The sequence below is a fragment of the Pseudoxanthomonas sp. USHLN014 genome (genome assembly GCF_037153335.1).
Lineage (GTDB): Bacteria > Pseudomonadota > Gammaproteobacteria > Xanthomonadales > Xanthomonadaceae > Pseudoxanthomonas_A > Pseudoxanthomonas_A winnipegensis.
The window spans coordinates 171,876-197,698 of the sequence record NZ_JBBCKO010000004.1 but is presented as its reverse complement, the minus strand read 5'-3'; the positions used below and the strand labels follow the sequence as shown (position 1 = coordinate 197,698).

Annotated in this window: 19 protein-coding genes and 1 pseudogene; 14 read left to right on the top strand and 6 right to left on the bottom strand. The window is 67.9% G+C overall.

The annotated features are described in order from the left end of the window. Positions 1–8: 8 nt before the first annotated feature. Both WFQ05_RS10000 and WFQ05_RS09995 read right to left on the bottom strand, forming a co-directional pair. Positions 9–1,856, bottom strand: coding sequence for a DUF2075 domain-containing protein (locus WFQ05_RS10000; RefSeq protein ID WP_337053689.1), 1,848 nt, complete (start codon positions 1,854–1,856; stop codon positions 9–11). 30 nt (positions 1,857–1,886) lie between these two features. Next, positions 1,887–2,237, bottom strand: a complete 351-nt coding sequence (locus WFQ05_RS09995) for a nucleotide pyrophosphohydrolase (protein WP_337053688.1) — start codon at positions 2,235–2,237, stop codon at positions 1,887–1,889. Here WFQ05_RS09995 and WFQ05_RS09990 point away from each other — a divergent pair. The 5 genes and pseudogenes from WFQ05_RS09990 to WFQ05_RS09970 all read left to right on the top strand — a co-directional run. After that, positions 2,163–2,567 (top strand): annotated as a pseudogene (locus WFQ05_RS09990) (DUF429 domain-containing protein); the annotation flags it as partial. The gene WFQ05_RS09995 and the pseudogene WFQ05_RS09990 overlap by 75 nt on opposite strands. A gap of 7 nt (positions 2,568–2,574) precedes the next feature. After that, entirely contained in the window at positions 2,575–3,024 is a 450-nt protein-coding gene (locus WFQ05_RS09985) for a DUF429 domain-containing protein (protein ID WP_337053687.1), read from the top strand. A gap of 328 nt (positions 3,025–3,352) precedes the next feature. Further along, entirely contained in the window at positions 3,353–3,946 is a 594-nt protein-coding gene (locus WFQ05_RS09980) for a hypothetical protein (protein ID WP_337053686.1), read from the top strand. 210 nt (positions 3,947–4,156) lie between these two features. Beyond that, entirely contained in the window at positions 4,157–4,687 is a 531-nt protein-coding gene (locus WFQ05_RS09975; RefSeq protein WP_337053788.1) for a MarR family transcriptional regulator, read from the top strand. After that, the gene (locus tag WFQ05_RS09970; RefSeq protein ID WP_337053684.1) at positions 4,677–5,372 is read left to right on the top strand and encodes a hypothetical protein; all 696 of its coding nucleotides are present in this window, start codon (positions 4,677–4,679) and stop codon (positions 5,370–5,372) included. The genes WFQ05_RS09975 and WFQ05_RS09970 overlap by 11 nt, the downstream gene beginning before the upstream one ends. 173 nt (positions 5,373–5,545) lie before the next feature. On the opposite strand, the gene WFQ05_RS09965 is transcribed toward WFQ05_RS09970, so the two are convergent. Beyond that, complete coding sequence (locus WFQ05_RS09965; RefSeq protein WP_337053683.1) at positions 5,546–6,535, bottom strand: hypothetical protein; 990 nt, start codon at positions 6,533–6,535, stop codon at positions 5,546–5,548. Between the two features lie 219 nt (positions 6,536–6,754). On the opposite strand from WFQ05_RS09965, the gene WFQ05_RS09960 reads away from it, so the two are divergent. Continuing rightward, positions 6,755–9,427, top strand: coding sequence for a M1 family metallopeptidase (locus WFQ05_RS09960; RefSeq protein ID WP_337053682.1), 2,673 nt, complete (start codon positions 6,755–6,757; stop codon positions 9,425–9,427). 642 nt (positions 9,428–10,069) lie between these two features. On the opposite strand, the gene WFQ05_RS09955 is transcribed toward WFQ05_RS09960, so the two are convergent. Further along, positions 10,070–10,396 carry a BON domain-containing protein gene (locus tag WFQ05_RS09955; RefSeq protein ID WP_337053681.1) on the bottom strand — a complete coding sequence of 109 codons (327 nt, stop codon included), beginning with the start codon at positions 10,394–10,396 and terminating at the stop codon, positions 10,070–10,072. Positions 10,397–10,559: 163 nt separating this feature from the next. Here WFQ05_RS09955 and WFQ05_RS09950 point away from each other — a divergent pair, with 163 nt between their 5' ends. The 7 genes from WFQ05_RS09950 (at position 10,560) to WFQ05_RS09920 (ending at position 18,584) form a co-directional block, all read left to right on the top strand. Beyond that, entirely contained in the window at positions 10,560–11,990 is a 1,431-nt protein-coding gene (locus WFQ05_RS09950) for a glycoside hydrolase family 30 protein (protein WP_337053787.1), read from the top strand. Between the two features lie 328 nt (positions 11,991–12,318). Next, positions 12,319–13,992 carry an FAD-dependent oxidoreductase gene (locus WFQ05_RS09945; protein ID WP_337053680.1) on the top strand — a complete coding sequence of 558 codons (1,674 nt, stop codon included), beginning with the start codon at positions 12,319–12,321 and terminating at the stop codon, positions 13,990–13,992. A 10-nt stretch (positions 13,993–14,002) separates the two neighbouring features. Further along, entirely contained in the window at positions 14,003–14,305 is a 303-nt protein-coding gene (locus WFQ05_RS09940) for a UBP-type zinc finger domain-containing protein (RefSeq protein WP_337053679.1), read from the top strand. An 82-nt stretch (positions 14,306–14,387) separates the two neighbouring features. Further along, complete coding sequence (locus WFQ05_RS09935) at positions 14,388–15,026, top strand: DUF1772 domain-containing protein (RefSeq protein WP_337053678.1); 639 nt, start codon at positions 14,388–14,390, stop codon at positions 15,024–15,026. A 55-nt stretch (positions 15,027–15,081) separates the two neighbouring features. Continuing rightward, a complete protein-coding gene (locus tag WFQ05_RS09930) occupies positions 15,082–16,458 on the top strand; it encodes a DUF763 domain-containing protein (RefSeq protein WP_337053677.1) in 1,377 nt (458 codons plus the stop codon). Further along, positions 16,455–17,039: a GIY-YIG nuclease family protein gene (locus tag WFQ05_RS09925; RefSeq protein WP_337053676.1), complete on the top strand. Its 585-nt coding sequence runs from the start codon at positions 16,455–16,457 to the stop codon at positions 17,037–17,039. The genes WFQ05_RS09930 and WFQ05_RS09925 overlap by 4 nt, the downstream gene beginning before the upstream one ends. 114 nt (positions 17,040–17,153) lie before the next feature. Continuing rightward, the gene (locus WFQ05_RS09920) at positions 17,154–18,584 is read left to right on the top strand and encodes an MFS transporter (RefSeq protein WP_337053675.1); all 1,431 of its coding nucleotides are present in this window, start codon (positions 17,154–17,156) and stop codon (positions 18,582–18,584) included. 644 nt (positions 18,585–19,228) lie between these two features. Here the strand turns inward: WFQ05_RS09920 and WFQ05_RS09915 are convergent. Together WFQ05_RS09915 and WFQ05_RS09910 are read right to left on the bottom strand one after the other, a co-directional pair. Continuing rightward, on the bottom strand, positions 19,229–21,997 hold the full coding sequence (locus WFQ05_RS09915; RefSeq protein WP_337053674.1) for a TonB-dependent receptor: 2,769 nt from the start codon (positions 21,995–21,997) through the stop codon (positions 19,229–19,231). 316 nt (positions 21,998–22,313) lie between these two features. Beyond that, positions 22,314–23,921, bottom strand: coding sequence for an alpha-glucosidase family protein (locus WFQ05_RS09910; RefSeq protein WP_337053673.1), 1,608 nt, complete (start codon positions 23,919–23,921; stop codon positions 22,314–22,316). A gap of 391 nt (positions 23,922–24,312) precedes the next feature. Here WFQ05_RS09910 and WFQ05_RS09905 point away from each other — a divergent pair, with 391 nt between their 5' ends. Next, the gene (locus WFQ05_RS09905; protein ID WP_337053671.1) at positions 24,313–25,800 is read left to right on the top strand and encodes an MFS transporter; all 1,488 of its coding nucleotides are present in this window, start codon (positions 24,313–24,315) and stop codon (positions 25,798–25,800) included. Positions 25,801–25,823: the final 23 nt, after the last annotated feature.

Below are 25,823 nucleotides of genomic sequence, written 5' to 3'. Positions count from 1 at the left end.
GAAAGCGGTCATGCGCCGCGCTCGGCCAGATCAGTTATGTGTACATAACACCCTTTCATCCCCCGACTCATCAGCGTCTTGTATGTATTCCGCACGATCTGCTCTAGTCGTTCGCGCGTTGCGTTTGGATCTTTCTTCATCAGGGTTTTCCAGCCTCGCACAGAACGGTCCATACGGGAGCGTGATTCCGGGAAAACCGTTGGCTCGCCATCGATCCAGCGCAGATCCGGGCCGATGATCACGCCGACGTAGTCCAACTCCAGACCCTGGCAGGTGTGGATGCAGCCGACCTGTTCGACCGAGTTCGGGGCGATGATCCAGAGGCTGCCGTCCTTGTCGAGATTCCACTGGGAGCGATAGCCGTATTCAGGGATCTCGATGTCCCAGGCCTTGAGGTCCTTCTTGCTCTTCCAGTCCCAGCAGTAGCCGGCGACGACGCGGGCCTTGTTGTTGAGTTTGTTCTTCTCGCGGATCAGGTCGTGCAGCTCGACCGGGGAGTCGACGATGCGGAAGTCGAAACTGTTGCGGTCTAAATCGGTGTTGGCCGTCTGCCGGATGCCCAGGAAGTTGTCCAGCCAGGCGATGTAGCCGTCCGAGCCGGCGCAGCGGAACTGGGAGGCCAGTTCCAGCCGGGTCACCTCCGCGCCGGCGGCCTGCGCCCAGCGCTCCAGCTCGGCGATGCGGCCGATGTCCGACAAGGTCACCAGCTGGTCGTCGTCGGCAAAGAAGATGGTGCAGCGGGCACTGCGGATCAGCTCCATTACCTGGTTCTGGCCGAGGTTGCCGTACAGGCCGCTCTTCTCGTTGAGGCGGTGCGCCTCGTCGACGACCAGAGTGTCGAAGACGTTGGGCCGGCTGTCATGAAAGCCGCCGGAGCCGGCGAACAGATTGACGATCTCCACCTGGCGCAGGTGACCGGCCAGCTTCTGCTTGTAGACCTCGCGCGGCGCCGCGTTCTTGGACACGTACTTGGTGAGCTGGCCGCGCTTGGTCAGGTTGACCAGCAGATTGATGGCCACCACGGATTTGCCGGTGCCCGGGCCGCCCTTGACGATGACCACCTGCTTGCGGGCATCGCTGGCCTGCGCGGCCTTTGCCAGGCAGGTTTCATGGACCACCTTCTGGTCGTCCACCAGCACGAACTCCTCGTTGCCCTTGAGCATCTTGGCGACGCTGTCGGCCAGCATCTTCGAGGGGCGGATGCGGCCGTTCTCAATGCTGTAGAGCAGTTCGCCGTTGTCGCCCTTCCTGACGTGCTGTTTGATGAAGCCGCGCAGTTTGGCTAGCTCCTCGGCGCCATCGAGGAAGACCGGCGCCTTGTCCAGGTAGGCGGCATAGCGGGCGTCGCGGATGACCCCGTCGTCCTTGTAGTTGTGCAGGTAGGCACAGGGACACAGCTCGGTGCCTGATTCGTAGATGGCCTCGTTGAAGCCGTTGAGCAGGGCGGCGTAGGACCAGGCCTGGTAGCTGGGGTGGGGGCCTTCGGTTTCGGCCCGGCCACCGCGATTGGCGACGATGATCCCGTCCTTCTCGCTGACCTGAGAGCTGGACCACTGCTTGAGTTCGACGATGACCAGGTGCGGCGTGCCGTCGTCGGCCTTGCCGGACACGATGAAGTCGATGCGCTTGGAGGTCTGCGGGATGCCGAACTCGATCCCGATGCCGATATCGTCCGGGATCTCGCTGTCGCGCAGCACGCGGGCCATGGCGGCAAGCGAATGGCGCCAGGACCTGAATTCGGAATCGGATGCGTAGCGTCCTGCGCGCTGGACGAAGGCCCGTTCGACCACGTCTTCGATCTGCGCATGATCGGTATCGTGCAGGAAAGTACGTTTGGTTGCCTGGTAGACGATCACGCCAGCGAGTCCTCCTTGGACGGCCGCTCTTTAGAGTTTGGTGTATTTCCTGCTGGTGCCCTTGGCCAGGTCGACCGGGTACTTGGCGGCGTTGATCGCCAGTTTGTCGCGGGCGGCGGCCAGGGGATCGATGCCCAGCTTGTCGGCCAGCTGCAGCAGGTAGAGCAGGACGTCGGCGATTTCGTGGCCGACCTGTTGACGCTGCTCGTCGTCCAGGGCGCTGCTCTGCGCGTCGGTCAGCCACTGGAAGTGCTCCAGCACTTCGGCGGCCTCAATGGATAGCGACGCCGCCAGGTTCTTCGGCGAATGGAACTGCCCCCAATCCCGCTCTGCGGCGAAGCGGCGCAGCTCGGCCTGCAGTTGCTCGAGTTCCCCGTCCATGTTGTGGTGCCTTGCCTGCAATCGTCGTTGCAGTATAGAAGAGCCTGCCGGCTTGCCGGGCGGAGGAGGAAGCAGCGAATGGATCAGTGCATCGGGGTGGACGGGGCCCGGTCCGGCTGGATCGCGGTGTGGCGGGGGCAGGGTGGCCTGGCGTGGCGTGTCCACGGCAATGCAGGTGCGCTGGTTGATGCGCACTGCGAGGCCGCGGTGATCGCGGTGGACGTGCCGATTGGCCTGTCCGAGCACGGCGGCAGGCCGGCCGAGCGCGAGGCCCGGCGTTTCGTTGGCGGTCGCCGCGCCTGCAGCCTCTTCTCGACGCCGGTGCGCGGGATCCTGGATGCGCAGACCCAGCCGGAGGCGTCGCGGCGCCACCGCGCGATCGACGGTCGTTGGTTTTGGGGCTCAGTCGTTCGCCATCCTGTCCAAGATCCGCGAATGGGACGAGCTGCTGCGCAGTGACCCGCAGGCGCGTCGCGTGGTGCGCGAGGTGCATCCGGAGGTGTCGTTCGCGGCGCTGGCCGGTGGCGCGGGGCAGGGTGTCGTCGCCAGCAAGCGCACGCCTGCTGGCGTTGCCGCCAGAAGCGCATTGCTTGCCGCTGTGTTTGGCGAGGTGGCGATTTCGGCTCTGCTGCAAGCCGTTCCGCCGCGTGAGGCCAAGACGGACGACGTGCTCGATGCGCTGGCTGCGCTGTGGACGGCTGAGCGGATCCGCGATGGGGTGGCCCATTCGCTGCCGGCTGAGGTGGAGCCAGATGCCGCTGGATTGGATGCGGTGATCTGGTATTGAGCTGCACAGCATTTGGCGATTGCGACCGTTGATCGGCGCTCCTTGATCTGATCTCGCATTATCTTGACGCGTCGAAAATTCAGTAGCAGTCTTGCTGTACGGAGCCTAGAAACTCCCCTAACAGCGGTACCCACCTCCGACAAACCGGTGGGTTTTTTGTGCCTGCATGTTTTGCAGGCGCAACCGACGCGATGCCTGCGTCGGGAGGGCGGCGAATACAACACCCGCAAGGGGAATAAGCCCGCCGGCTGTTAGCGGTTTCTAGCCTCCCGACTTCCCATCCGCCGTTTTCGGCGGGCGGCTCCCTGCATGGAACGAGGAGGCACCGATGTCGTACGCGCAGTTGGACGATGAAGACGGCCCCGGCTATTTCCTGCCGGTGGAGGGCCAGGTGCGGTTGGCGCGCTTGAGCGATCACGTCAGGTTTCTGGCCCGGCTGTTGGCGCCGCGCACGCAGGCGGAAGAGGACGCGGCCGGGCGTGGGGTGCGCATGGGCGAGGTGGCGTTCTGCCTGGAGCTGTTGGCCGATCAGGTGGGGCAGGTGCTGGAGGCATTGTCGTGGCCGGCGCGGTGCCCTGGCGATACGGCTGATGTTCCGTCCGCTGATGATGAAGTGCCGGATGCGGCAGGCGCTGCCTTCCGCATCACGCTGGCGCAGATCGACCGGCTCAACCTGCTGATCGAGACTGCCTCGGCCCATGCCAAGGTGGTGGCGGTTTGCGATGCGAGCGGGCGGGCTGGGCATGCATCGCCCGATGTGGCTGACACGCTCTGCGCTGCGGTCGATGAAGTGCGCATGTTGCTGCGGCAGGTCGAGCATCAGCCGCTGCGTGAGGCAGCGCCCACGCGGGTGCGCGAGGCGCATGCGGTTTACGCGGTGGGTCCGGTGGCGCAGGCCGACGAACGCGGACGGATGCACTGAGCCTCAAGGGAATGGGGCAGGGCAGGAAGGCTCCGCTTTCGCGGGGATGACGACAAGTGGGCTGTAAGGGAAGGAGACCACATGGCGATGAACCGGGGTGGAGAGGCGGGTACGACGTGCTGCTCGGTCCGTTTGCCGGAGCTGGGCTTGCAAAACAACGGCTTATGGTCAATATTCCATATTCCGGAATATGGAATGAGTCGCTCGCCGATGGAGCTCAAGTCGCAGGATCTTCTCGTGCTGTACAAGCAGGTCGCGCAAGCCGGCCGGCTGTGGACGTATGCCTCCTTGGGCGAGGCGCTGCAGATGAGCGCCTCTCAGGTGCATCGCAGCGTCAAGCGTGCCGCTGCCTCCGGACTGGCACTGGAGAAGGGACGTGGTGAGTGGGAAACCGTGCGGACCGCGCTGTACGAGTTTGCGGTGCACGGGGTGCGCTATGCCTTCCCGGCGACGGTAGGCGCCATCAAGCGCGGCATTCCCACGTCGTTCGGTGCGCTGCCGCTCTCGAGGGACATCGCCAGCGTGCCGGGCGAGGCACCCGTCTGGCCAAGCGCCGAGGGCACGTCCAAGGGGCCGGGGCTGTCGCCCTTATCGGCCAGTGCTCCCGTGGCTGCTCTGGCGGATCCCGCCCTGCACGAACTCCTCGCGCTTCAGGATGCCTTGCGCGCCGGGCGCGCGCGCGAGCGCGCGCTGGCCGCGAAGTACCTGGAACAGCGTCTGGGTCTGAGCGATGCGGCCTGAGGACGATCCTAATCTTCCGCGGTTGCGGGTCATCGCGGAGGCCTTGGGCGATCTGCGCGAGCAGGTCGTCTTTCTTGGAGGCGCGGTGGTCGGCCTGCTGGTTTCCGACCCGTTGGCAGAGCGCGTGCGCGCGACGTACGACGTGGATGCCGTGGTCGATCTGGAGTGGTCCGGATTCCGGCGCCTCGAGGCGCGCGTGGAGGCGCAAGGCTTCATCAGAGAGATGGAGAGCGGTGTGGTCTGCCGCTGGGTTCATCGTGCAACGGGACTGATCTTCGATCTGATGCCGGTCGATCCGGGCGTGCTGGGTTTTTCCAACCGTTGGTACGGCTACGCGGTGGAGACCGCGCGTGCGGCGCGGGTCAGCAGCCACCTTTCCATCAGGCTGGTGACCGCAGTGGCGTTCGTCGCGACCAAGCTCGAGGCCTTCGCGACACGCGGTGGAGGCGATTTTCTCGCCAGCCACGATCTGGAGGACGTGTTGAATGTGGTCGATGGACGCGATGAACTTGCTGCCGAGATGGCAGCAGCACCGTCGGAGTTGCGCCGCACCGTCTCCGAGGTCTTTGCCCGCCTGGTGAGCAATCCGGCGTTTGTGAATGCGCTGCCTGGACTGATCACGGATTCCGGGCGGGCCGGCATCGTCCTCCGGCGTCTGCGGGCCATGGTCGATCAGCGGCCTTAAGGAGGCATCCCCATTCACGATTGCGGGGATTACGAAAAGGTGGGCTGTGGGGAGGCCGGCTTCCGTTAATCGCGAGACATAGGCACGCCATGGATCGGGAGAAGCAGGCAGGCTATGGATCGCCAGAAGCGGGCGCGCGGTAACCGGAACGCTGCGCGTGGTATGCCTTGCGCCTAACGCTCCGCCACGCCGAGCGTGCGGGCCTGGGCGTCGAATAGCACCCGCCAGTGGAAGAACGGGGCCAGGCCGAGGTTGAGGGTGATCGTGCGGCTGCCGCCGCGGTAGGGCGCGGCGAACATGCCGCTGGCCTGTTCGCGCAGGCCGATGGTGACGGGGAAGACGGCGGCGTCGCCTCGGTCGTCGCCGAGGGAAATGTCCGCGGGCGTGCCGTTCGGCCAGAGGGCGTCGGCTTGCGCGCCTTGGATGCGCAGGCCGCTGGCGCCGGTATCGATCATCGTCGGCCCGCAAAAGCGCGCCGGGGCGTCACGCCGGATCAGGCAGGCGGGCACCTGGTTGGTGCCGTCGATGAACCTGACGCTGCGAAAGCGGGCGGTGTCTTCCGGCGAGGGGTTCAGGATCAGGCGCCCGGTCTGGCGCGGGCCGCGCGGCAGCTCGACGATCCAGCGCTGCACGCCCAGGGCGGTGAGCGGGTTGGGGACCGCATCGTCATGCAGGCCGGTGCCGATGATCGCCATGAAGCCTTGCCCGGGCAGGCCGTCGCCGCCGATGCGGTACGCCGCAGCCGGCACGCGCGTGGCGGGGCAGTCCGGCTTGCGTTGCACGCAGGCGACCGCTTCCACGCGCTGGAAGGGGACTTCGCCGACGACACCGCCGGGGAAGCCGATCTGCGCCGAGACCTTGCGCCCCTGCAGCTCGACCCCGGAGCCGTACGCGTAGCGCACCGGCATCCCAGGCGCGCTGGCGGCCTTGTCGGACAGGGCGGGCGCCAGGATGCGCAGGCCGGTGGAGCCGGTATCCAGCTGTGCCTCGATCGGGACGCCATCCACCGTGAGCGTCACGGCGTAGCGGCGCACGCCGTCGCTGAGCACCACCTCGCGGATGGGCACTTCCAGGCCAGGCGCATCGGCTGCGCGGGCGTGCAGGGCGGGGGCGATGGCCAGCAGGAGGGCCAGTGAGCGCAGGGCAAGACGGAACGATGGCATGCAGGCGGCCTTTCAAGCCGGGGATGGGCGTCCGGCGCGCACGCTAACACCGGCGCGGCGCCGGACGATGGCGGGCCAGACATGCGGCGGTGCACCAGACGGCATGGTCCGGGAACCTGTCAGAACCGACATGACTTTCGGGGGGCGCCGGGCCCGGCGCGGGAGAGGATCATCCGCGGCTTCGGCGCGGGGACGCGCCAGCCACTTCAAGGAATCCGCATGCGCAAGACCCTGGTGACCGCCATCACGCTGGCCCTGGCCGGCACGAGCCTGGCGGCGTCGGCCCAGTCCACCCCGGCCACTCCCGCCGCGCAGGTCGCCGACAGCGCCGCGCAGGTGACCACGCAGCTGCCGCGCACGGCGCGCCCCAGCCACTACGCGGTGCAGATCATCCCGCATGCGGACAAGATGACCTTCGATGGCAAGGTCAGGATCGATGTGCAGGTGCTGGAGCCGACCCAGACCCTGGTGCTGCAGGCGGCCAACCTGACCTTCGGCACCAGCACGCTCAGCGCGGGCAAGGGCAAGCCGCTCACCGCCAAGGTCAGCACCGATGCCGACGCGCAGACGGCGAGCTTCGCCTTCGACAAGACGCTGGCGCCGGGCAAGTACGTGCTGTCCATCGACTACAGCGGCATCATCAATACCCAGGCCAATGGCCTGTTCGCGCTGGATTACGCCACCGCCGACGGCCAGAAGCGCGCGCTGTACACGCAGTTCGAGAATTCCGATGCGCGCCGCTTCATCCCGTCCTGGGACGAGCCGGACTTCAAGGCCACCTTCGACCTCGCCGTGACCGTGCCGGCCGCGCAGATGGCGGTGAGCAACATGCCGGTCGCCTCGTCCAAGGACGCCGGCAACGGCATGAAGCAGGTGGTGTTCGCCACCACGCCGAAGATGTCGACCTATCTGCTGTTCTTCGGCCTGGGCGACTTCGACCGCGCCACGCTGGCCGGGCCCAACGGCACCGAAATCGGCGTGATCGCGCAGAAGGGCAAAGTGGACCAGGCCAAGTTCGCGCTGGAGTCCGGGCGCGACGTGCTGAAGGAATACAACGCCTACTTCGGCGTGAACTATCCGCTGCCCAAGCTGGACAACATCGCCGCGCCCGGCCAGAGCCAGTTCTTCAGTGCGATGGAGAACTGGGGCGCGATCTTCACCTTCGAGTACTCGCTGCTGCTGGACCCGGCCGTGTCCAACGTCAACGATGAGCAGCGCGTGTTCACCACCGCCGCGCACGAGATCGCCCACCAGTGGTTCGGCGACCTGGTGACCATGGCGTGGTGGGACGACCTGTGGCTCAACGAGGGCTTCGCCACCTGGATGGAGGGCCGCACCACGGCCAAGCTGCATCCGGAATGGGACATCGACAAGACCGAGGCGGCCTACACCAGCCGCGGCGCGATGGGCCGCGACGCCTACGCCACCACCCACCCGGTGGTGCAGCACGTGGCCACGGTGGAGCAGGCCAGCCAGGCCTTCGACGGCATCACCTACGGCAAGGGCTCGGCGGTGATCGGCATGCTGGAGGACTATGTCGGCTCGGACAACTGGCGCAGCGGCGTGCGCAGCTACATCAAGGCCCACGCCTACGGCAACGCGGTCACCGACGAGCTGTGGCGCGAGGTCGACAAGGCCGCGCCGGGCAAGGACTTCATCCAGGTCGCGCACGACTTCACCCTGCAGCCGGGCGTGCCGCTGATCAAGGCCAATGCGGTCTGCGCCAGCAACAGCACCACCGTCACCCTGGAGCAGGGCGAATTCACGCTGGACCGCCCCAACAAGACGCCGCTGCGCTGGAACGTGCCGGTGACCCTGCGCGGCGCCGACGGCAAGGAAACGCGCGTGCTGGTGCAGAACGGCAGCGCCCGCGTGACGCTGCCGAGCTGCCAGCAGCCGGTGGTGATCAACGCCGGGCAGAAGGGTTACTACCGCACGCTGTATGCGCCGGCGATGTTTCAGGCGCTCAGCGCCAAGTTCTCCACGCTGCCGGTGGTGGACCAGTTGGGCGTGATCATGGACGCCGGCGCGCTGTCCAGCGTCGGCCTGCAGCCGGTCGCCGACCAGCTGGACCTGACCGCCAAGGTGCCGCTGGATGCCTCGCCTGACCTGTGGCTGCAGGTGGCCGGCGTGCTGGGCGGCGTCGATGGGCTGTTCGACGGCGATGCCAAGCAGCAGGCGGCGTGGCGCAAGTACGCCATCGCGCGCCTGTCGCCCAAGTTCCAGCAGCTGGGCTGGGATAACCGCGCGGGCGATCCGGCGCGGGTCAAGCAGCTGCGTTCGAGCCTGATCGGCGTGCTCAGCAACATGGGCGATGCGCAGGTGATCGCCGAGGCGCGCCGCCGCTTCGCGGCCTTCCAGGCCGACCCGAAGTCGCTCTCGCCGGATCTGCGCCGCACGGTGCTGGGCATCGTCGCGCGCAATGCCGACGCGGCCACCTGGGACACGCTGCACGCGATGGCCAAGAAGGAGACCTCGTCCATGGTGCGCGACCAGTACTACTCGCTGCTGGCCTACGCCAAGGACCCGGTGCTGGCCCAGCGTGCGCTGGACATGGCGCTGACCGATGAGCCGGGGGCGACCAACGCCGCCAGCATGATCGGCGCGGTGTCCCAGGAGCATGCCGACCTGGCGTTCGACTTTGCCGTCAGCCATCGCGAGAAGGTCGACACGCTGGTCGATTCCACCTCGCGTGCGCGCTACTACCCGGGCCTGGGCAGCAGTGCGGACGATCTGAAGATGGTGGACAAGATCAAGGCCTATGCCGACCAGTACATCGCCCCGACCTCGCGCCGCGCGGCCGAGACGGTGATGACCAGCATCCAGACCCGGGTCAAGCTGCAGGCCGAACGCCGTCCGCAGGTGGTGGCGTGGTTGAAGCAGCAGAAGTAAGCGTCGCCTGAGGCATGCCAAGGATTGAGGCGTGCAGGCAGGAAGAAGCCCCGCGATGCGGGGCTTCTTTTTTTGTCCCTCGCCGGGGTGCGGGCATGCGGGCCACTTGGTGAAGTGCGTGAATGTGCGCCACGCCGCTTGTGGTCCGTGAGCGCTCCTTCGGCAAGCGGCCTCGACCCGGGCGGGCACGGCTCCTCGGCTCGGTCCGCCCTCCATGGCGGACTCGCCGCCGCGGGCCATCCTTGGCCCGCGCTTCGCGTGCCCGGCCGTGTCGAGGCGCTGCGGCGGATGGATCAGGCCTTCTTCCAACTCGAAGGCATGGGGCAGCGCTCTGCCCCCTCCCTTGCGCGACAGCGCAGGGGAGGGCCGGGGTGGGGTGCTTTTGCTCTTCGCTTGCGGTGGTTTGACCGGGAAAGCCTCGACCCCTCCCCAGCCCTCCCCTTCGCCTATGGCGAAAGGGAGGGGGCCTCAAGTCGATAGTTTCCTGTCACTGATCGTGGTGCGCGCGAGGCAGGGGGTTCGAGTACCCCCTGCGACCCGAAGCCCTATGACCTGACGTGCCCCCACCGAAGTTCCGACGCTCAGACGCAGTGCTCCCTGGATCGGGCGAAGCTCATGCTTCCGAGGGGTTGTCCGGATCTATCAGCCATCCTCGCGCAGATCAGCCTCCGCCGCCGATCCCGGACCCCCTTCATGGTCCCCATCCCGCACGGCCCGGCCCGGCGGTCCGAAGGACGCGCTGCCGTCGTCGTAGCGGATCAGGTCGCGCACGCCGACCACGCCCTCGATCTGGCGCACACAGGCCACGGCGCGCTGCTTCATGTCGCGCTCGGGCACGTTGCCGGTCAGCGTGACCTGGCCGTCCTGGATCTCGACCAGGATCTCGCCGGCCTCGATGTCCGGCTGCTGCGCCAGGGTGCGGACCACATCGTCGCCGATCAGCTGGTCGGAGCGGGCAGGGGTGCTCATGGTGGAAGTCCTTGTAGTGGGTGAGGCGATGCTGCGCTCGCGCAAGTGAGCGCACCGCCAAGAGCGCGCTCGATGAAGGGCGCGCCGGCCGGGACGCGTATGCTTGCGGGGATTTCGATTCGCCTGGGAGGGCACGATGAAACAGACGATGCGGGTGTCGCTGATGGGCGCGCTGCTGGCGGCGGCCGGTGCGCAGGGGGCGGAGGTCACGAGCGCGGCCTACACGCCGAGCGGCGGCGCGGTGACGGTCTACACCTCGGCCTCGGGCGCGCCCGCGCAGATGGTGCGCAGCGAGGCGGCTGCCCTGCAGCCCGGCCACGCCCTTACCGAGCGCGAGAACTCGATCTTCGTCGACCCGACCCGGCGCTTCCAGACCGTGATGGGCGTGGGCGGGGCGATCACCGATGCGGCGGCCGAGACCTACGCCAAGCTGAGCAAGGCCAAGCAGGCCGAGTTCATGAAGGCCTACTACGACCCGGACGCCGGCATCGGCTACAGCTGGGCCCGCACCACCATCCACAGCTCGGACTTCTCCAGCGCCAGCTACACCTACATCAAGGAAGGCGACAAGGACCTCAAGACCTTCTCCATCGCGCACGACCGCAAGTACCGCATCCCGATGATCAAGCAGGCGATCGCCGCGGCCGGCGGCACGCTGCCGATGTTCGCAAGCCCCTGGAGCGCGCCGGCCTTCATGAAGGACAACAAGAGCATGCTCAAGGGCGGCCACCTGCTGCCCGAGTACGCCGATGCCTGGGCCAACTACTACACCAAGTTCGTCGCGGCCTACGAGAAGGAAGGCATCCCGATCTGGGGCATCAGCATCCAGAACGAGCCGATGGCGTTGCAGATCTGGGAGTCGATGCAGTTCTCGGCCGAGCAGGAGCGCGACTTCCTCAAGGACCACCTGGGCCCGACCATGGCCAAGGCCGGCTATGGCGACAAGAAGATCATCGTGTGGGACCACAACCGCGACATGATGGTCCACCGCGCCAACGTGCTGTTCGACGACCCGGAGGCGGCCAAGTACGCCTGGGGCATGGGCTTCCACTGGTACGAGACCTGGGCCGGGTTCGACCCGATGTACGACAACGTCGCGGCCGTCTCGCGCGCCTATCCGGACAAGCCGCTGCTGCTGACCGAGGCCTCGATCGAGAAGTTCGACTTCGACCGTATCCAGGACTGGGCCCACGGTGAGCGCTATGGCGCCTCGATGATCCACGACTTCAACGGCGGCGCGGTGGCCTGGACCGACTGGAACATCCTGCTGGACGAGCACGGCGGTCCCAACCACGTGGGCAACTACTGCTTCGCCCCGCTGCAGGCCGACACGCGCACCGGCGAGCTGATCTACACCCCGCCGTACTGGTACATCGGCCATTTCTCCAAGTTCATCCGCCCGCAGGCCCAGCGCGTGAGTGCCGCCAGCAGCCGCAGCAATCTGACGACCACGGCCTTCCTCAATGCCGACAACAAGCTCGCGACGGTGGTGATGAACGCCAGCGACCAGGCGATCACCTACAACCTCTATGTCGGTGAGGCGTCCACCCAGGTGGAGATCCCCGCGCACGCGATCCAGACGCTGGTGTACTGAGCCGGCGCGTCATCCCCGGCCTCTTCGATCGGCATGATCGAAGAAGACGCCCCGCATCCGCGGGATGTCCTGCTTTGGCCGTGGTATCCACCTTGTAGAGCGGAGCTTGCTCCGCTAGGCCGTCCCCGGTGACCCGACCGAAGGGCAGCGGAGCAAGCTCCGCCTCTACAGAGGGTTTTTGAATTTTCCGGCGCCATGATGGGGGCAGGCCTTGGGCTTGCCTTGCGTGGTCCGCCGCGCCGCGCGGGCATGCAGTCCCGGATCGACCCAAGATGGTAGAAAGGGCGTTCGGCGGCGGGGGTCTGCCGCCTTGACACCGAGCATTCGCATGGCACTGATCGATACCCGGCATCACCAGATGTACCCGGCGCTGGATGCGGCCCAGCTGGCCACGGCGCGGCGGTTCGCCAGCGGCCCGCTGCGGCGGTTCGCGCCGGGCGAGGAGGTGTTTGCCGTCGGCGACCACCCGGCGCCGGTCTGGCTGGTGCTGGAGGGGAGCATCGTCGTGTCGCGTCGCGACGGGTTGGGCCATGAGGAGGTCATCCACGAGCACGGCCTGGGCAGCTTCACCGGCGAGGTCAGCCAGCTGGCCGGGCGCAGTTCGCTGGCCGGTGGCGTGGCCGGTGCGCAGGGCTGTACGGCCGTGCCCCTGGATGCCGCGCATCTGCGCGCCCTGCTGATCGGCGCGGCCGAGCTGGGCGAAATCGTGATGCGCGCGCTGATCCTGCGCCGCGTGGGCCTGATCGAAAGCGAGGCGGTCGGCTCGGTGCTGGTCGGCCAGCCGGGCGAGGCCGAGCTGGTGCGGCTGCAGGGCTTCCTCACCCGCAACGGCTATCCCAACACACTGCTGGACGCGACCCAGGATGCGCAGGGCCAGGCGCTGGTCGAGCGCCTGGGCATCCACGCCGAAGAACTGCCGCTGATGATCTGCCCCAACGGCACCGTGCTTAAGCGGCCGACCAACCTGGCCGCGGCCAGCTGCCTGGGCATGACGCCGGAGCTGGATCCGGCGGTGGTCCACGATGTGGTCGTGGTCGGCGCGGGGCCGGCGGGGCTGGCGACGGCGGTCTATGCGGCGTCCGAGGGGCTCTCGGTGCTGGTGCTGGAGCAGCGCGCCATCGGCGGGCAGGCCGGTGCGTCTTCGCGCATCGAGAACTATCTGGGCTTCCCCACCGGCATCTCCGGCCAGGCGCTGGCCGGGCGCGCCTACAACCAGGCGCTGAAGTTCGGCGTGGAACTGGCGCTGCCGCTGGATGTGCGCACGCTGCAGTGCGAGGCCAAGGCCGAGGATCCGCATGCGCCGCTGCAGCTGAGCCTGGACAACGGCCAGGTGGTGCAGGCGCGCACGGTGGTGGTCGCCTCCGGGGCGCGCTATCGCCGGCCGGAGGTCGCGCAGCTGGCGCGCTTCGAGGGCAGCGGCGTGTCCTACTGGGCCTCCCCGATCGAGGCGCGCATGTGCGCCGGCGAGGAAATCGCGCTGCTGGGCGGCGGCAACTCGGCGGGGCAGGCGGTGGTCTACCTGGCGCCGAAGGTGAAGAAGCTGCATCTGGTCATCCGCGGCCAGAGCCTGGAGGCCTCGATGTCCAGCTACCTGATCGAACGCATCCAGGCGCTGCCCAACGTGGAGCTGCACACCAATACCGAGCTGCTGTCGCTGGAGGCCGACGATCAGGGCGCGCTGTCCGGTGCGACCTATCGCGATCGCACGAGCGGCCAGTCGCACAGTTGCTCGCTGCGGTATCTGTTCCTGTTCATCGGCGCCGACCCCAATACCGATTGGCTCAAGGGCTGCGTGACGCTGGACCCGGCCGGCTTCGTGGTCACCGGTGCCAACGGCGCGGCCTTGCTGGAGACCGACCGGCCCGGCGTGTTCGCCATCGGCGATGTGCGCGCCGGTTCGGTCAAGCGCGTGGCCGCCGCGGTGGGCGAGGGCGCGGCCGTGGTCGCGCAGATCCATCAATACCTGGCGGCCCTGGAGCCGCGCCCTGCCGCAGAGCCCTGAAGGAGCCATCATGTCCCGTTGCACGCATCTGGATGACATCGCCGAGGTCACGCCCAGCGCCAAGGGCTGCGAGGACTGCCTGGCCATCGGCAGCCCGTGGGTGCATCTGCGCCTGTGCCGGATCTGCGGCCACGTGGGCTGCTGCGACGATTCGCCGCACCGCCACGCCAGCGCGCATTTCCACGCCACAGGCCATCCCATCATCGAGGGCTACGACCCGCCCGAAGGCTGGGGCTGGTGCTACGTGGACAGGACCGAGGTCGATCTGCCCGATCAGACGCCGCAGCTGGGGCCGATCCCGCGCTTCGTGTAGCGCGGCCGCGGGGCGACCGTCGGGCGATGCCGAGGCCGCCGGGGCCGGTACGATGCGGTCACCGCAGCCTGAAGGACCGTGCATGTCCAGCCCGAGCGTGGTGCCCGCTTCGCCGTGGCGTCAAAGGATCGTCCGTGGCGCGCTCTGGTTTGCGGCGATCGCGTGGGGTGTCCTGCTGGGGGCCAAGGTCTTCGACCTGGTGGTCCTGGCGGGCGCCTGGAGCGCGGCGCCGCCGGCCTCGTTGCGGCTGTTGCCCTACGGGGCCGCATATCCGGTCAATACCGGTGATTTCTTCATTCCGCCCTCGGCCTTGCTGCTGGTCGCCACGTGGATCGCGGTCTTCGCCGGCTGGCGTACCCCGATGCGCTACCGCCGCTGGCTGCTGGCATCGGCGCTGACGATCCTGGTCGTGCTGGTCTTCACCGTGGCGTCGTTCTGGCCCATGAATTCCGCGCTCTGGGCCATCGCCAAGGGCGCGCCCGGCGCGCTGCAGGATCAGGCAAGCATCGAGGCCCTGGTGCATGCCTGGCTGCGCAACGACTGGCTGCGCGTGATCGCCGCGACGGCGGGGTTTCTCAGCACCCTGCGTGCGATCAGCCTGTCGTTCCCCGACGCACAGGTCATGACCGGCCCCGCATCGCTCGCAAGCAGGCTCGCGTATGCGGGCTGTGTCCTCCTGCTGCTGGCGTTCGTGGCGTACTTCGTGTCCGAGCTGCTTTAGCGGTCTCACGCGCTGAGATGGGCGCGTGGCAGGCTGGTGCGGTGAGGCAGGTTCCATGACCCGACGCGGCGGCAGCGCCGATCTTCCCCTGCATGGCGGGCGCGTACCGGCGTGGCTGGGCCAGCGCATGACCCGGCTGGGTGCGGTGATGTGCCAGGCCATCGTCCACACCTATGGGCGCGACGAGCTGCTGCGGCGGCTGGCCCATCCGTTCTGGTTCCAGTCCTTCGGCGCGGTGATGGGCATGGACTGGCATTCCTCCGGCATCACCACCAGCGTGATCGGCGCGCTCAAGCGCGGGCTGACGCCGCTGTCGGGCGAGCTGGGCATCCATGTCTGCGGCGGGCGCGGCCGGCATTCGCGCGCCACGCCCGACGAGCTGCTGGCGGTGGGCGAGCGCACCGGCGTGGACGGCGCGGCGCTGGCGCGCGCCAGCCGGCTTGTGGCCAAGGTGGACAGCGCGGCGGTGCAGGACGGGTTCGACCTGTACCTGCACGGCTTCATCGTCGGCGACGACGGCCAGTGGGTGGTGGTGCAGCAGGGCATGAACACCGCCAGCAGGCAGGCGCGTCGCTATCACTGGCTGTCCGAAGGGCTGAAGGACTTCGTCGATGCGCCGCACGCGGCCATCGAGGGCCCGCGCCAGGGTGCGATCGTCAACCTGGCCGATCGCCGCGCCGCCGGCGCGCGGGCGGCGCAGGTCTCGCTGCTGCAGACGCTGAGCCCGCAGGAGATCGCGCGCGAATACGGACGCCTGGCGACGCCGTCGGCGGCCACGGCCAAGCACGTGGCCCGCGCGCGGACCGAGGCCGCCTTGCCCGTCACCGGCGACCTGTTCGCCGATCCGGCGGCGGAGGCACGCGATCCGCAGGCCTGGAATCCGGCCGCGCAGCCGCATCTGTCGCTGCCGGACCATCACGATGTGCGCGCGCAGGACATCGTCCTGCGCCGGCTGCACGGCAGCCTGGCCGCGGCCGCCGAGCAGGGGCCGAAGGACTTCACCGCGTTGTTGCAGGTGCCCGGCGTGGGCGCGCGCACCGTGCGCTCGCTGGCGATGGTTGCCGAGGTGCTGCACGGCACGCCGTGCCGCTTCAGCGATCCGGCGCGGTTCTCGCTGGCCCATGGCGGCAAGGACCGGCATCCCTTCCCGGTGCCGACCCAGGTGCTGGACCACACCATCGGCGTGCTCAAGACCGCCGTGCGCCAGGCCCGGCTTGGCAATGAGGAAAAGCTCGAGGCGATCCGCCGCCTGGATGCGCAGGCGCGGCAGCTGGAGGCGAAGGCCGAAGGTCCGTCGCTGGCGGCGTACCTGGAAGAGGAGCGCCGCCAGTCGCACCGCTATGGCGGACGCAGCGTGTTCGGCTGGGAGCCGGCGCCGGATGAGGCGGCCGAAGCGCCGGCGCAGGCTGCCTTGCAGCGCGCCGCGTCATGAGCGGCGCCGCCGAGGCGGCGGTCCGGATCGACGGGCGCTGCTTCACCTATGTCTTTCCGTGCGCCTGGGAGGACTTCTGCAAGATCGGGTTCTCGCGCGATCCGCTGGGGCGGATCGGCGCGCTGCATCCACGCTGGTTCGAGTTCTTCGACCTGCACAGCGGCGTGCTGATCGAGACCGAGACCGTCCGCGATGCGCGCGACCTGGAACTGCGGCTGCGCGGGCCGCTGCGCGCCCATCGCGCCCCGATGCCGCTGACCATCCGCGATGCGGCCGGCGGCCAGACCGAGTGGTTCCGCGGCGTGGCCGCGCCGCTGGCCACGCACGTGGCCGAGCTGGCGCAGGGCGGCTATCGCGTGCTGCCGCTGCACGGCTGGCTGCGGGCGGCGGCCCTGTCGCGGATCGACCGGCTCCACGACTGGGCCGATGCCCAGCTCAGCGTCGAGGAACGCGAGGGCCTGATCGCCCACACGCCGGCCGGGCGGGCGCTGGGCGATGTGCTGGACGGCTATCGCAGCCTGGACATCGATCTCACCGATCGGCTGTCGCCGGCGATCGCGCGCTGGTACGGCAAGGTCTGAGGTCGGCGAGTGCCGGTCAGTGGGCCGGGCCTGGGGCCCGCCGGGCCGCGGCTCACGCGCGAGCAAGGGCATTTGAGCGAAAATCACCGCTCCCGCTGTCGCCCCACCGGTCCATTGAAGCCCGAACGCCTGCTGCCGCTGATCGTCGCCACCGCCTTGTTCATCGAGAACATGGACTCCACGGCGATCACCACCTCGCTGCCGGCGATCGCTACGGATCTGGGCGTGGAGCCGGTGGCGCTGAAGCTGGCCCTGACCACCTACCTGCTGGCGCTGGCGGTGTTCATCCCGATCAGCGGCTGGGTCGCCGACCGCTTCGGCGCGCGGCCGACCTTCATGACGGCCATCGCGGTGTTCCTGCTCGGCTCGCTGGGCTGCGCGGCCTCGACCTCGCTGGAATGGATGGTCGCCGCGCGCTTCGTCCAGGGCATGGGCGGGGCGATGATGGTGCCGGTCGGGCGGCTGGTGCTGCTGCGCAGCGTGGCCAAGGCCGAGCTGGTGCGGGCGCTGAGCTGGCTGACCATCCCCGCGCTGCTGGGGCCGATCCTGGGCCCGCTGTTGGGTGGTCTGATCACCACCTACAGCCACTGGCGTTTCATCTTTCTGATCAATCTGCCGATCGGCGCGCTGGGCATGTGGCTGGCGTGGCGGCATATCCCGCTGCTCAAGGAGCCGGTGCAGCCGCTGGACTGGACGGGCTTCGCGCTGTCGGGCGTCGGGCTGGCGCTGACGATGTTCGGGCTGGCCACGCTGGGCCGGCACATGGTCAATATCGGCCTGGCGCTGGGCTGCGTGGCGGTGGGCGGGGCGGTGATGGGCGTCTACCTGTGGCATGCGCGCCGGGTCGCGCATCCGCTGATCGATCTGAGCCTGCTGCAGCTGCCGACCTATCGCATCGGCGTGCTGGGCGGGTCGGTGTTCCGCATCGGCATCGGCGCGATCCCGTTCCTCCTGCCGCTGATGCTGCAGCTGGGCTTCGGCCTCAATCCGTTGCAGTCCGGTGCGATCACCTTTACTTCGGCGGCCGGTGCGATGTTCATGAAGACGCTGGCGGCGCGCATCCTCAAGCGCTATGGCTTCCGCAAGGTGATGGTGTTCAACGCGGTGGCGGCGTCGCTGATGCTGGCGACTTATGGCTTCTTCCGCCCGGGGACGCCGTATCTGCTGATGGTGACGCTGTTGCTGGTCGGCGGCTGTTTCCGCTCGCTGCAGTTCACCAGCCTCAACGCGATCATCTATTCGGAAGTGGATCAGGCGCGCATGGGGCAGGCGACCAGCCTGGCGGCGATGATCCAGCAGATCTCGCTGGCCCTGGGCGTGACGGTCGGCGGCTATGCGCTCAGCCTGGCCAGCCTGGCGACCGGTCAGCCGACCGGGGTGCCGATCAACTTCACCTTCGCCTTCCTCACCATCGGCCTGATCTCGGCCAGCTCGGTGATCGCCATGCGCAAGCTGGCGCCCGACGCCGGCGCGGAGATGGCCGGCCGCGCCAAGCCGGGCGAGGAAGTGCACGAGCCCAAGGTTGTGGCGCGGCCGGGGACTTGAGCAGGCGAATGTTGTTTCCCTGAGCCAGGGATCACGTTGCGATGGACCGTGGTGCGTGCGTGTTGTTGCTTCGGAAGGGCAGCGGTCCGGCGGGCGGAGGCCGCTTATCCCTCGGTCAGGGCATCCTGCCCTGCCTTAAGGCGCTCGGCATCCTGCCTCGCTAGGCGCGGCCTCCGCCCGCTGCCTCGCGCGTTGAGCGCATGGGCTTCGGCTCGAAAGATGGACCGCGGCGGCGCGCTTGGTGCTCGCCGGCTCCCACTTGTAGAGCGGAGCTTGCTCCGCTGGGGCTTTCCCTGCGAACCGAACGAAGAGCAGCGGAGCAAGCTCCGCTCTACAACGAGGCCGCGATCTGAGAGACAGCTGCTCGCAGCGCAGCATGAAACCCACTCAGGCCTTTTCCATCCAGACGCCGGCCTTCCAGGAATCAGCGAGCCGAGGCGCCGCGCCCTGCCGGCCCGCCACCCCTCCCAAGAAGCTCGACACGCGCATGCGCCAATCGATCAGTCGAGAGAAGCGAAAAAAAATGGGCTGCGGTCCATCAGTCGAGAGAAGCAGCAAAAGGGCGCCGTTCCATCAATCCAAGCAACAAAAAGGGCGCCGGATGCGATCCGGCGCCCTTGCTTCATCTTCTCAGGCGAAGCGGGTCAGAACTTGTAGTTCACGCCCAGCACGATGGTGCGGCCCCACTCGATGTACTCCAGCGGGCGGTCCTTGCTGCCGGCGTAGGTGCGGTACGGGGTGTTGGTGAGGTTGCTGGCCTGCAGCAGCAGGCTCAGGCCGTCCAGCCGGCCGCTGCCGAAGGTGTAGCTGACCTGGGCGTCGGTGATGTTCTCGCCGACTACGTAGCGCAGGGTGCGGTTGCCGTTGAAGTTGCCGATCTCGCCGATGAAGTCCGAGCGGCGGCGCTGGCTCACGCGCGCCTCGAAGCCGTTGCGCTCGAAGTAGGCGGTGAGGTTGTACACGCGATCGGACAGGCCGGGCAGGCTGATCGCGCCGTCGCCGACGCTGGAGGCGCTCTCCGGATCCTTGATCTTGACGTCGCTGTCGTTGAACGTGGCGCTGGCCTGGATGCCGAAGCCCTCCAGCGGGGCGAACACCATGTCCAGCGGCAACGAAGCGGTCAGCTCCAGGCCACGCAGCTTGCCGCCCTTGCCGTTGAACGGCGCGCTGAAGGTGCCGGTGGTCTGCACCGGCACGGTCATGCCGGGTGGACGCACGTAGCCGGCGACCAGGTCGCTGAAGTCGTAGTTGTCGCGGGTCTGGGTGTAGATGTAGCTCTTGAGATCCTTGTAGAAGAACGCGGCGGCCACATAGGCCTTCTCGCCGAAATACTTCTCGTAGGAGATGTCCAGCGCATTGGCGCGCCACGGATCGAGCATCGGATTGCCGCCGCTGGCGCCGGGCTTGCCGGTGGAGGTATCCACGCCGAACTCCAGCGAGGCGCGCATCTGGTCCACCCGCGGGCGCGCGACCTGCTTGGCCAGGGCGAAGCGCAGGGTCTGGTCGGCAGGGAACTGGAAGGCCAGGTTGAGGCTGGGCAGCCAGTCGTTATAGGTCTTGCCGTCGTCGATGGGGCGCACTTCGCTGCCCGCCGGCTGCGAGCCGTCCCAGTAGTTGGCCTGCGAGGACTGGTCGGTGTGCTGCAGCTGCACGCCCAGGTTGCCGCGCACGCCCACCTCGCCCCACTGGGTGTCGATGTCCGCGCGCATCCAGGCGGTGGTGATCTTCTCCAGCACGGTCCAGGCTTTGGACACCAGGTAGGAGGCGTCCTCGTTGGGCGAGAACTGCATGTAGCGGTCCACCGCGCCAGGCACGTTCCAGGCCGGGATGTAGCCGATGCCGGCGAAGCCCAGGTTGACCGGCGCGTACTGCAGGTCGGGGGCGATTGTGGTGTCGCCCTGCGGGCCCAGGTTGATGTTGCCTTCGGGCTGGTGCTTGGTCTTCTCGCGGCGGGCGTAGTTGACGCCCACGTCCAGGTCGGAGAACCAGCTCAGCGCCTCCGGCATGGGCAAGCTGGCCTGCAGGCGCGCGCCCTTCAACTCGTCCTCCACCTGCGGCACCTTGCCGTAGCCCGAGCCGTAGATGGTGTTGGTGATGAACAGCGACTCGGGGTTGGAGTAGTTCAGCCCCGGCGAGATCTGCGAGAAGTCGTTGTTGCGATAGGCCAGGCCGACCGTGTCCAGCTGCGGCATCGGGGTGAGCTGGAGATTGCTCTCCAGGTTGAGCTCCTTGCGCGTGGCCTTGGAGTAGTTGAGGTCGGCGTTGACCTTGACCGCGCCGACGTTGAAGGCGTTGTTCCAGCCGAAGGCGTCGATCTTGTCCTTGCGCTTGTTGTACATGCCGCGCACCAGCGGATAGACGCCGCTGGCGGTGCCGCCGGTGAAGGTGTCGTTGCCGTTGACCTGCGGGTTGGCGATGTTCAGGCCCGGGGCGTAGCCGCCGTTGTAGTTGCTGAGGTTGACCTCGAACTGGTTGGCGGTATCGACCTGCTCGGCCTCGGTGTGGAAGGCGTCCAGTGTGCTGGTCCAGGCGTTGGACGGGCGGTACTGCAGGGTCGCCATCACGCCGTCGCGCTTGGAGTTGCCGGTGCGGCGCAGCGCCTTGATGCCGTCGGAGAAGTAGGTGCCCGGCGCGACGCCAGGGCGGTTGCCACTGTCGGTGTTCTGCGTGCTCCACGGCTCGTACAGGCCGACCTGGTTCTCCTGGATCGGCGTGTCGGTATGCGCATAGCCGATCGACAGGCCCAGGGTCTTGTCGAAGAACTGATCGATGTAGCTGGCGCTGAAGCGGTTGCCGTAAGGATCGACGTTGGCCGCCTTGCCCAGCGAGTTGCGCTGGTAGCGGCCACCGAGCGCGATCACGCGCTCGCCGAAGCTCAGCGGGCGCACGGTCTGCATGTCCACCGTACCCGACAGGCCCTGGCCGACCAAGCCGGCGTCGGGCGTCTTGTACACGGTCACGCCGTTGACCAGCTCGGACGGATACTGGTCGAACTCCACGCTGCGGTTGTCGCCGGTGCTCACCACCTCGCGGCCGTTGAGCAGGGTGGTGGAGAAGTCGGGCGAGAGGCCGCGCACGCTGATCACCTGCGCGCGTCCGGCCACGCGCTGCGCGGCCAGGCCGGGCAGGCGGGCCAGCGACTCAGCGATGCTCACGTCGGGCAGCTTGCCGATGTCCTCGGCCGAGATCGCCTCGACGATCGAGGTGGCGTCCTTCTTGACCGAGATCGCGCCCTCGATGCCGCGGCGGATGCCGGTGACCTTGACCCGGTCCAGGTCGGTGGCGTCGGTCTTGACCGCGGCCGGATCGGCCTCGGTGTCGGCCGGCGTGCTCTGGGCCCAGGCTTGGGCGGTGGCCATGCTCATGGCCACGGCGATGGACAGGCACAGCAGGTTGCGCTTGGGAGTCAACATTTTCCCCTCCAGTCAATGTTGGTACTGCATTCGAGTTGATCCGGTGTCCCCCTCGACACCGGCGATTCGCGAAGGCCCGAAACAGCGCCTTGCTTGAATGGGCGGCCATGGTAGTGCGCGTTCCCGGATGTGCATGGGCCTGCATACGTATTCATGGCGGTGCGCTTGCAAGGACGTCATCGGACGGGCGATGCAGCAGCCTGCGTCTTCGCTCGCGCGACCGAAAACGGCTTGGAAACAAGGGTTTTCCGGCGGTTTCCGGCGTCTGTGCTGCAGCGCAGAAACGATTCCGCGCAGCCGCCGACATCACGCTCGATCACGCCACGACACCGAACCAGCTGCCGCGCGCGGGCAGGGCGAGCGTGCGTCCGTCGAGTCGTGTGCCCGGCAGGCCGTGATCCCCCAGCGCGGTGGCGGCAAGGCCTTCGGGCAGGGTCCAGCGCTGCGCCTGGGCCGAGAGGTTGAACACCACCAGCACGCGCTGGTCTTCGTGTTCGCGCAGGAAGGCCAGCACCGGCTCGTCGGTCTGCAGGAAGGCGATCGTGCCCAGCACCAGCGCCGGATGCCTGCGCCTCCAGCGCAGGAAGCGGCGCACGTGCTGCAGGACCGAGTCCGCATCGGCCTGCTGCGCGGCGATGCTACGCGCGCGGTGCTCGGCCGGCACCGGCAGCCAAGGTTTGCCGCTGCTGAAGCCGCCGGCGTCGGCATCGCGCCAAGGCAGCGGCGTGCGGCAACCGTCGCGGCCCTTGAAGTTGGGCCAGAAGGTCTTGCCGTAGGGATCCTGCAGCAGCTCGAAGGGCACCTGCGCCTCGCTCAGGCCCAGTTCCTCGCCCTGATACAGGCACACCGAGCCGCGCAGCGAGCACACCAGCGCCACCAGCTGCGCGGCGAAGGCGTCATCGCCCGCGCCGCCCCAGCGCGAGACCGCGCGCGGCACGTCGTGGTTGGAGATGGCCCAGCACGGCCAGCCATCGTCCATCGCCGCCTCCAGCCGCGCGACGGTGTCGCGGATGTAGCCGGCGCTGAAGTCCTCGACCAGCAGCTCGAAGCTGTAGCCCATGTGCAGGCGCTTGCGACCGGTGTACTCGGCGGTGGTGGCCAGCGAATCCTCCGAGGAGATCTCGCCCAGCGCGGCCACGTCCGCATAGCGGTCCATCAGCCCGCGCAGCCGCTCCAGGAAGGGCAGCATCTCCGGGCGGGTGTTGTTGTAGTAGTGATACTGGTAGGCGTAGGGGTTGTCCGCGCTGAAGCCGCGGCCCACGCGCTGGTCCTTGGGCTTGGGCGGGTTGTCGCGCAGCTGCGCGTCGTGGAAGCAGAAGTTGATCGCGTCCAGGCGCATGCCGTCCACGCCGCGATCCAGCCAGAACTGCACATTGTCCAGCGTCGCCTGCTGCACGGCCGGGTTGTGGAAGTTCAGATCCGGCTGCGCGCCGAGGAAGTTGTGCAGGTAGTACTGCTCGCGCCGCGGCTCCCAGCGCCAGGCCACGCCGCCGAACAGCGACATCCAGTTGTTCGGCGGCGTGCCGTCCTCCTTGGGATCGGCCCACACGTACCAGTCGGCCTTGGCGTTGTCGCGGCTCAGCCGGCTCTCCTGGAACCAGGCGTGCTGATCCGAGCAGTGGCTCAGCACCTGATCGATCATCACCTTCAGGCCCAGCGCGTGCGCCTTGGCCAGCAGGGCGTCGAAGTCGGCCAGCGTGCCGAACAGCGGATCGACATCGCGGTAGTCGGCGATGTCATAGCCGAAGTCGGCCATGGGCGACTTGAAGAACGGCGAGATCCAGATCGCGTCCACGCCCAGGCTGGCGATGTAGTCCAGGCCTTCGACGATGCCGGGCAGGTCGCCCACGCCATCGCCATTGGTGTCCTTGAAGCTGCGCGGGTAGACCTGATAGATCACCGCGCCGCGCCACCAGTTGTTCATTGCCGTTCCCCGATGTAATCCGGCCCGGGCGCCGCGAGCGGCCCTGGGCGAAGCGGGCGCCACTATTCCACGCATGACCCGGCGCGTCCTCGCGCAACGACGGGGCGAAGCCATGAATACGTATGCAGCGCGCTGCGATGTGTGAGTCGACAAAGGGGCTTCGCGCGGGGTGCGTCGATCATGCGGCGCATCGCTGAAACCGCTTGAAAATAGGTGTTTCGGGCGTGTGGCACGCATTCGAAGACAACGACTTTGACATCGCAGCCCATGCACGCGCTTGGTTGCACTGCAGCATGGAAAGCGCGACGGCAACGGTCACCATGTCGCCCGGCGAACCGCGGCCGTGATTCGACACGGCCGCGCGTTGTCGCAAGGGGATCGATCGCGCGTCATGAGCCAAACCCGCACCCTGTCGTTCTGGCAGATCTGGAACATGTGCTTCGGCTTTCTGGGCATCCAGTTCGGCTTCGCCCTGCAGAACGCCAACGTCAGCCGCATCTTCCACACCCTGGGCGCCTCGGTGGACGAGATCCCGATGCTGTGGTTGGCTGCGCCTCTGACCGGGCTGATGATGCAGCCCATCGTCGGCTATCTGTCCGACCGCACCTGGACGCGGCTGGGTCGACGCCGGCCTTACTTCCTGATCGGCGCCGTGCTGACCACGCTGGCGCTGCTTGCCATGCCAAATTCTTCCGCGCTGTGGATCGCGGCTGGCCTGCTGTGGGTGCTGGATGCCTCGATCAACATCTCGATGGAGCCGTTCCGCGCCTTCGTCGGCGACCTGCTGCCCACCCGTCAGCGCGCCTCGGGCTATGCGATGCAGAGCTTCTTCATCGGCATCGGCTCGGTGGTGGCCAGCCTGCTGCCGTGGCTGCTGGCGCAGGCCGGCGTGGCCAACACTGCCGGTGCAGGGGAGGTGCCGGACACCGTGCGCTATGCGTTCTACTTCGGTGGCGCAGTGCTGCTGCTGACCATCCTGTGGACCGTGCTCACCACGCGCGAGGATCCGCCGGGCCAGCTGGCCGGCGAGCGCGAAGCGCCGGAGGCGGAGGTCGCGCCGGCGCCATCGACAGCCCCGCCCGCGCTGCGTCTGCGCCTGGGCGTCGCTGCGCTGGTGCTGGGCCTGATCGGCTGCGCGCTGGTCGCGCTGGTGGGCCTGGACAAGCAGCTGTATGTGCTGGGCGGCGGCGCGGCGGTGTTCGGTGCCCTGCTGCTGGGGCGCGGCCGCGTGCGCGGCGGCATGTATGCGGCCATCGTCGACGATCTGCTGGACATGCCGCCGACCATGCGCCGGCTGGCGGTGGTGCAGTTCTTCTCCTGGTTCGCTCTGTTCGCGATGTGGATCTACACCACCGATGCGGTCACCGCCACGCACTTCGGCACGCGCGACACCACTTCGGCCGCCTACAACGACGGGGCCAACTGGGTGGGCGTGCTGTTCGCCGCCTACAACGGCTTCGCCGCGCTGGCCGCGATCGTGATCCCGCAGATGGTGCGGGTGCTGGGGCTGCGCTGGAGCCATCTGCTCAATCTGTGCCTGGGCGGAGTGGGGTTTCTGTCGTTCCTGCTGATCCGCGATCCGCACTGGCTGCTGCTGTCGATGGTGGGCGTGGGCTTCGCCTGGGCCTCGATCCTGTCGCTGCCCTATGCGCTGCTGTCCGACAGCGTGCCGGCGCGCAAGATGGGCCTGTACATGGGCATCTTCAATTTCTTCATCGTCATCCCGCAGCTGGTGGCCGCCTCGATCCTGGGCCTGCTGGTCAAGACCGTGCTGGGCGGCGCGCCGATCAACGCGCTGGCCGTCGGTGGCCTGAGCCTCTTGGTGGCCGGCCTGTGCACGCTGCGCGTGCGGGATGCCCGTCCGGAAGCCCACGCATGAGAACGTTCTGCCTTTCGCTGTTG

Bases quoted from the DNA above. Each gene is read 5' to 3' on its own strand.
- WFQ05_RS09995 (WP_337053688.1), bottom strand. From the start codon at position 2,237: ATGGACGGGGAACTCGAGCAACTGCAGGCCGAGCTGCGCCGCTTCGCC.
- WFQ05_RS09985 (WP_337053687.1), top strand. From the start codon at position 2,575: ATGCGCAGACCCAGCCGGAGGCGTCGCGGCGCCACCGCGCGATCGACG.
- WFQ05_RS09980 (WP_337053686.1), top strand. From the start codon at position 3,353: ATGTCGTACGCGCAGTTGGACGATGAAGACGGCCCCGGCTATTTCCTG.
- WFQ05_RS09975 (WP_337053788.1), top strand. From the start codon at position 4,157: ATGGAGCTCAAGTCGCAGGATCTTCTCGTGCTGTACAAGCAGGTCGCG.
- WFQ05_RS09970 (WP_337053684.1), top strand. From the start codon at position 4,677: ATGCGGCCTGAGGACGATCCTAATCTTCCGCGGTTGCGGGTCATCGCG.
- WFQ05_RS09965 (WP_337053683.1), bottom strand. From the start codon at position 6,535: ATGCCATCGTTCCGTCTTGCCCTGCGCTCACTGGCCCTCCTGCTGGCC.
- WFQ05_RS09960 (WP_337053682.1), top strand. From the start codon at position 6,755: ATGCGCAAGACCCTGGTGACCGCCATCACGCTGGCCCTGGCCGGCACG.
- WFQ05_RS09955 (WP_337053681.1), bottom strand. From the start codon at position 10,396: ATGAGCACCCCTGCCCGCTCCGACCAGCTGATCGGCGACGATGTGGTC.
- WFQ05_RS09950 (WP_337053787.1), top strand. From the start codon at position 10,560: ATGGGCGCGCTGCTGGCGGCGGCCGGTGCGCAGGGGGCGGAGGTCACG.
- WFQ05_RS09945 (WP_337053680.1), top strand. From the start codon at position 12,319: ATGGCACTGATCGATACCCGGCATCACCAGATGTACCCGGCGCTGGAT.
- WFQ05_RS09940 (WP_337053679.1), top strand. From the start codon at position 14,003: ATGTCCCGTTGCACGCATCTGGATGACATCGCCGAGGTCACGCCCAGC.
- WFQ05_RS09935 (WP_337053678.1), top strand. From the start codon at position 14,388: ATGTCCAGCCCGAGCGTGGTGCCCGCTTCGCCGTGGCGTCAAAGGATC.
- WFQ05_RS09930 (WP_337053677.1), top strand. From the start codon at position 15,082: ATGACCCGACGCGGCGGCAGCGCCGATCTTCCCCTGCATGGCGGGCGC.
- WFQ05_RS09925 (WP_337053676.1), top strand. From the start codon at position 16,455: ATGAGCGGCGCCGCCGAGGCGGCGGTCCGGATCGACGGGCGCTGCTTC.
- WFQ05_RS09915 (WP_337053674.1), bottom strand. From the start codon at position 21,997: ATGTTGACTCCCAAGCGCAACCTGCTGTGCCTGTCCATCGCCGTGGCC.
- WFQ05_RS09910 (WP_337053673.1), bottom strand. From the start codon at position 23,921: ATGAACAACTGGTGGCGCGGCGCGGTGATCTATCAGGTCTACCCGCGC.
- WFQ05_RS09905 (WP_337053671.1), top strand. From the start codon at position 24,313: ATGAGCCAAACCCGCACCCTGTCGTTCTGGCAGATCTGGAACATGTGC.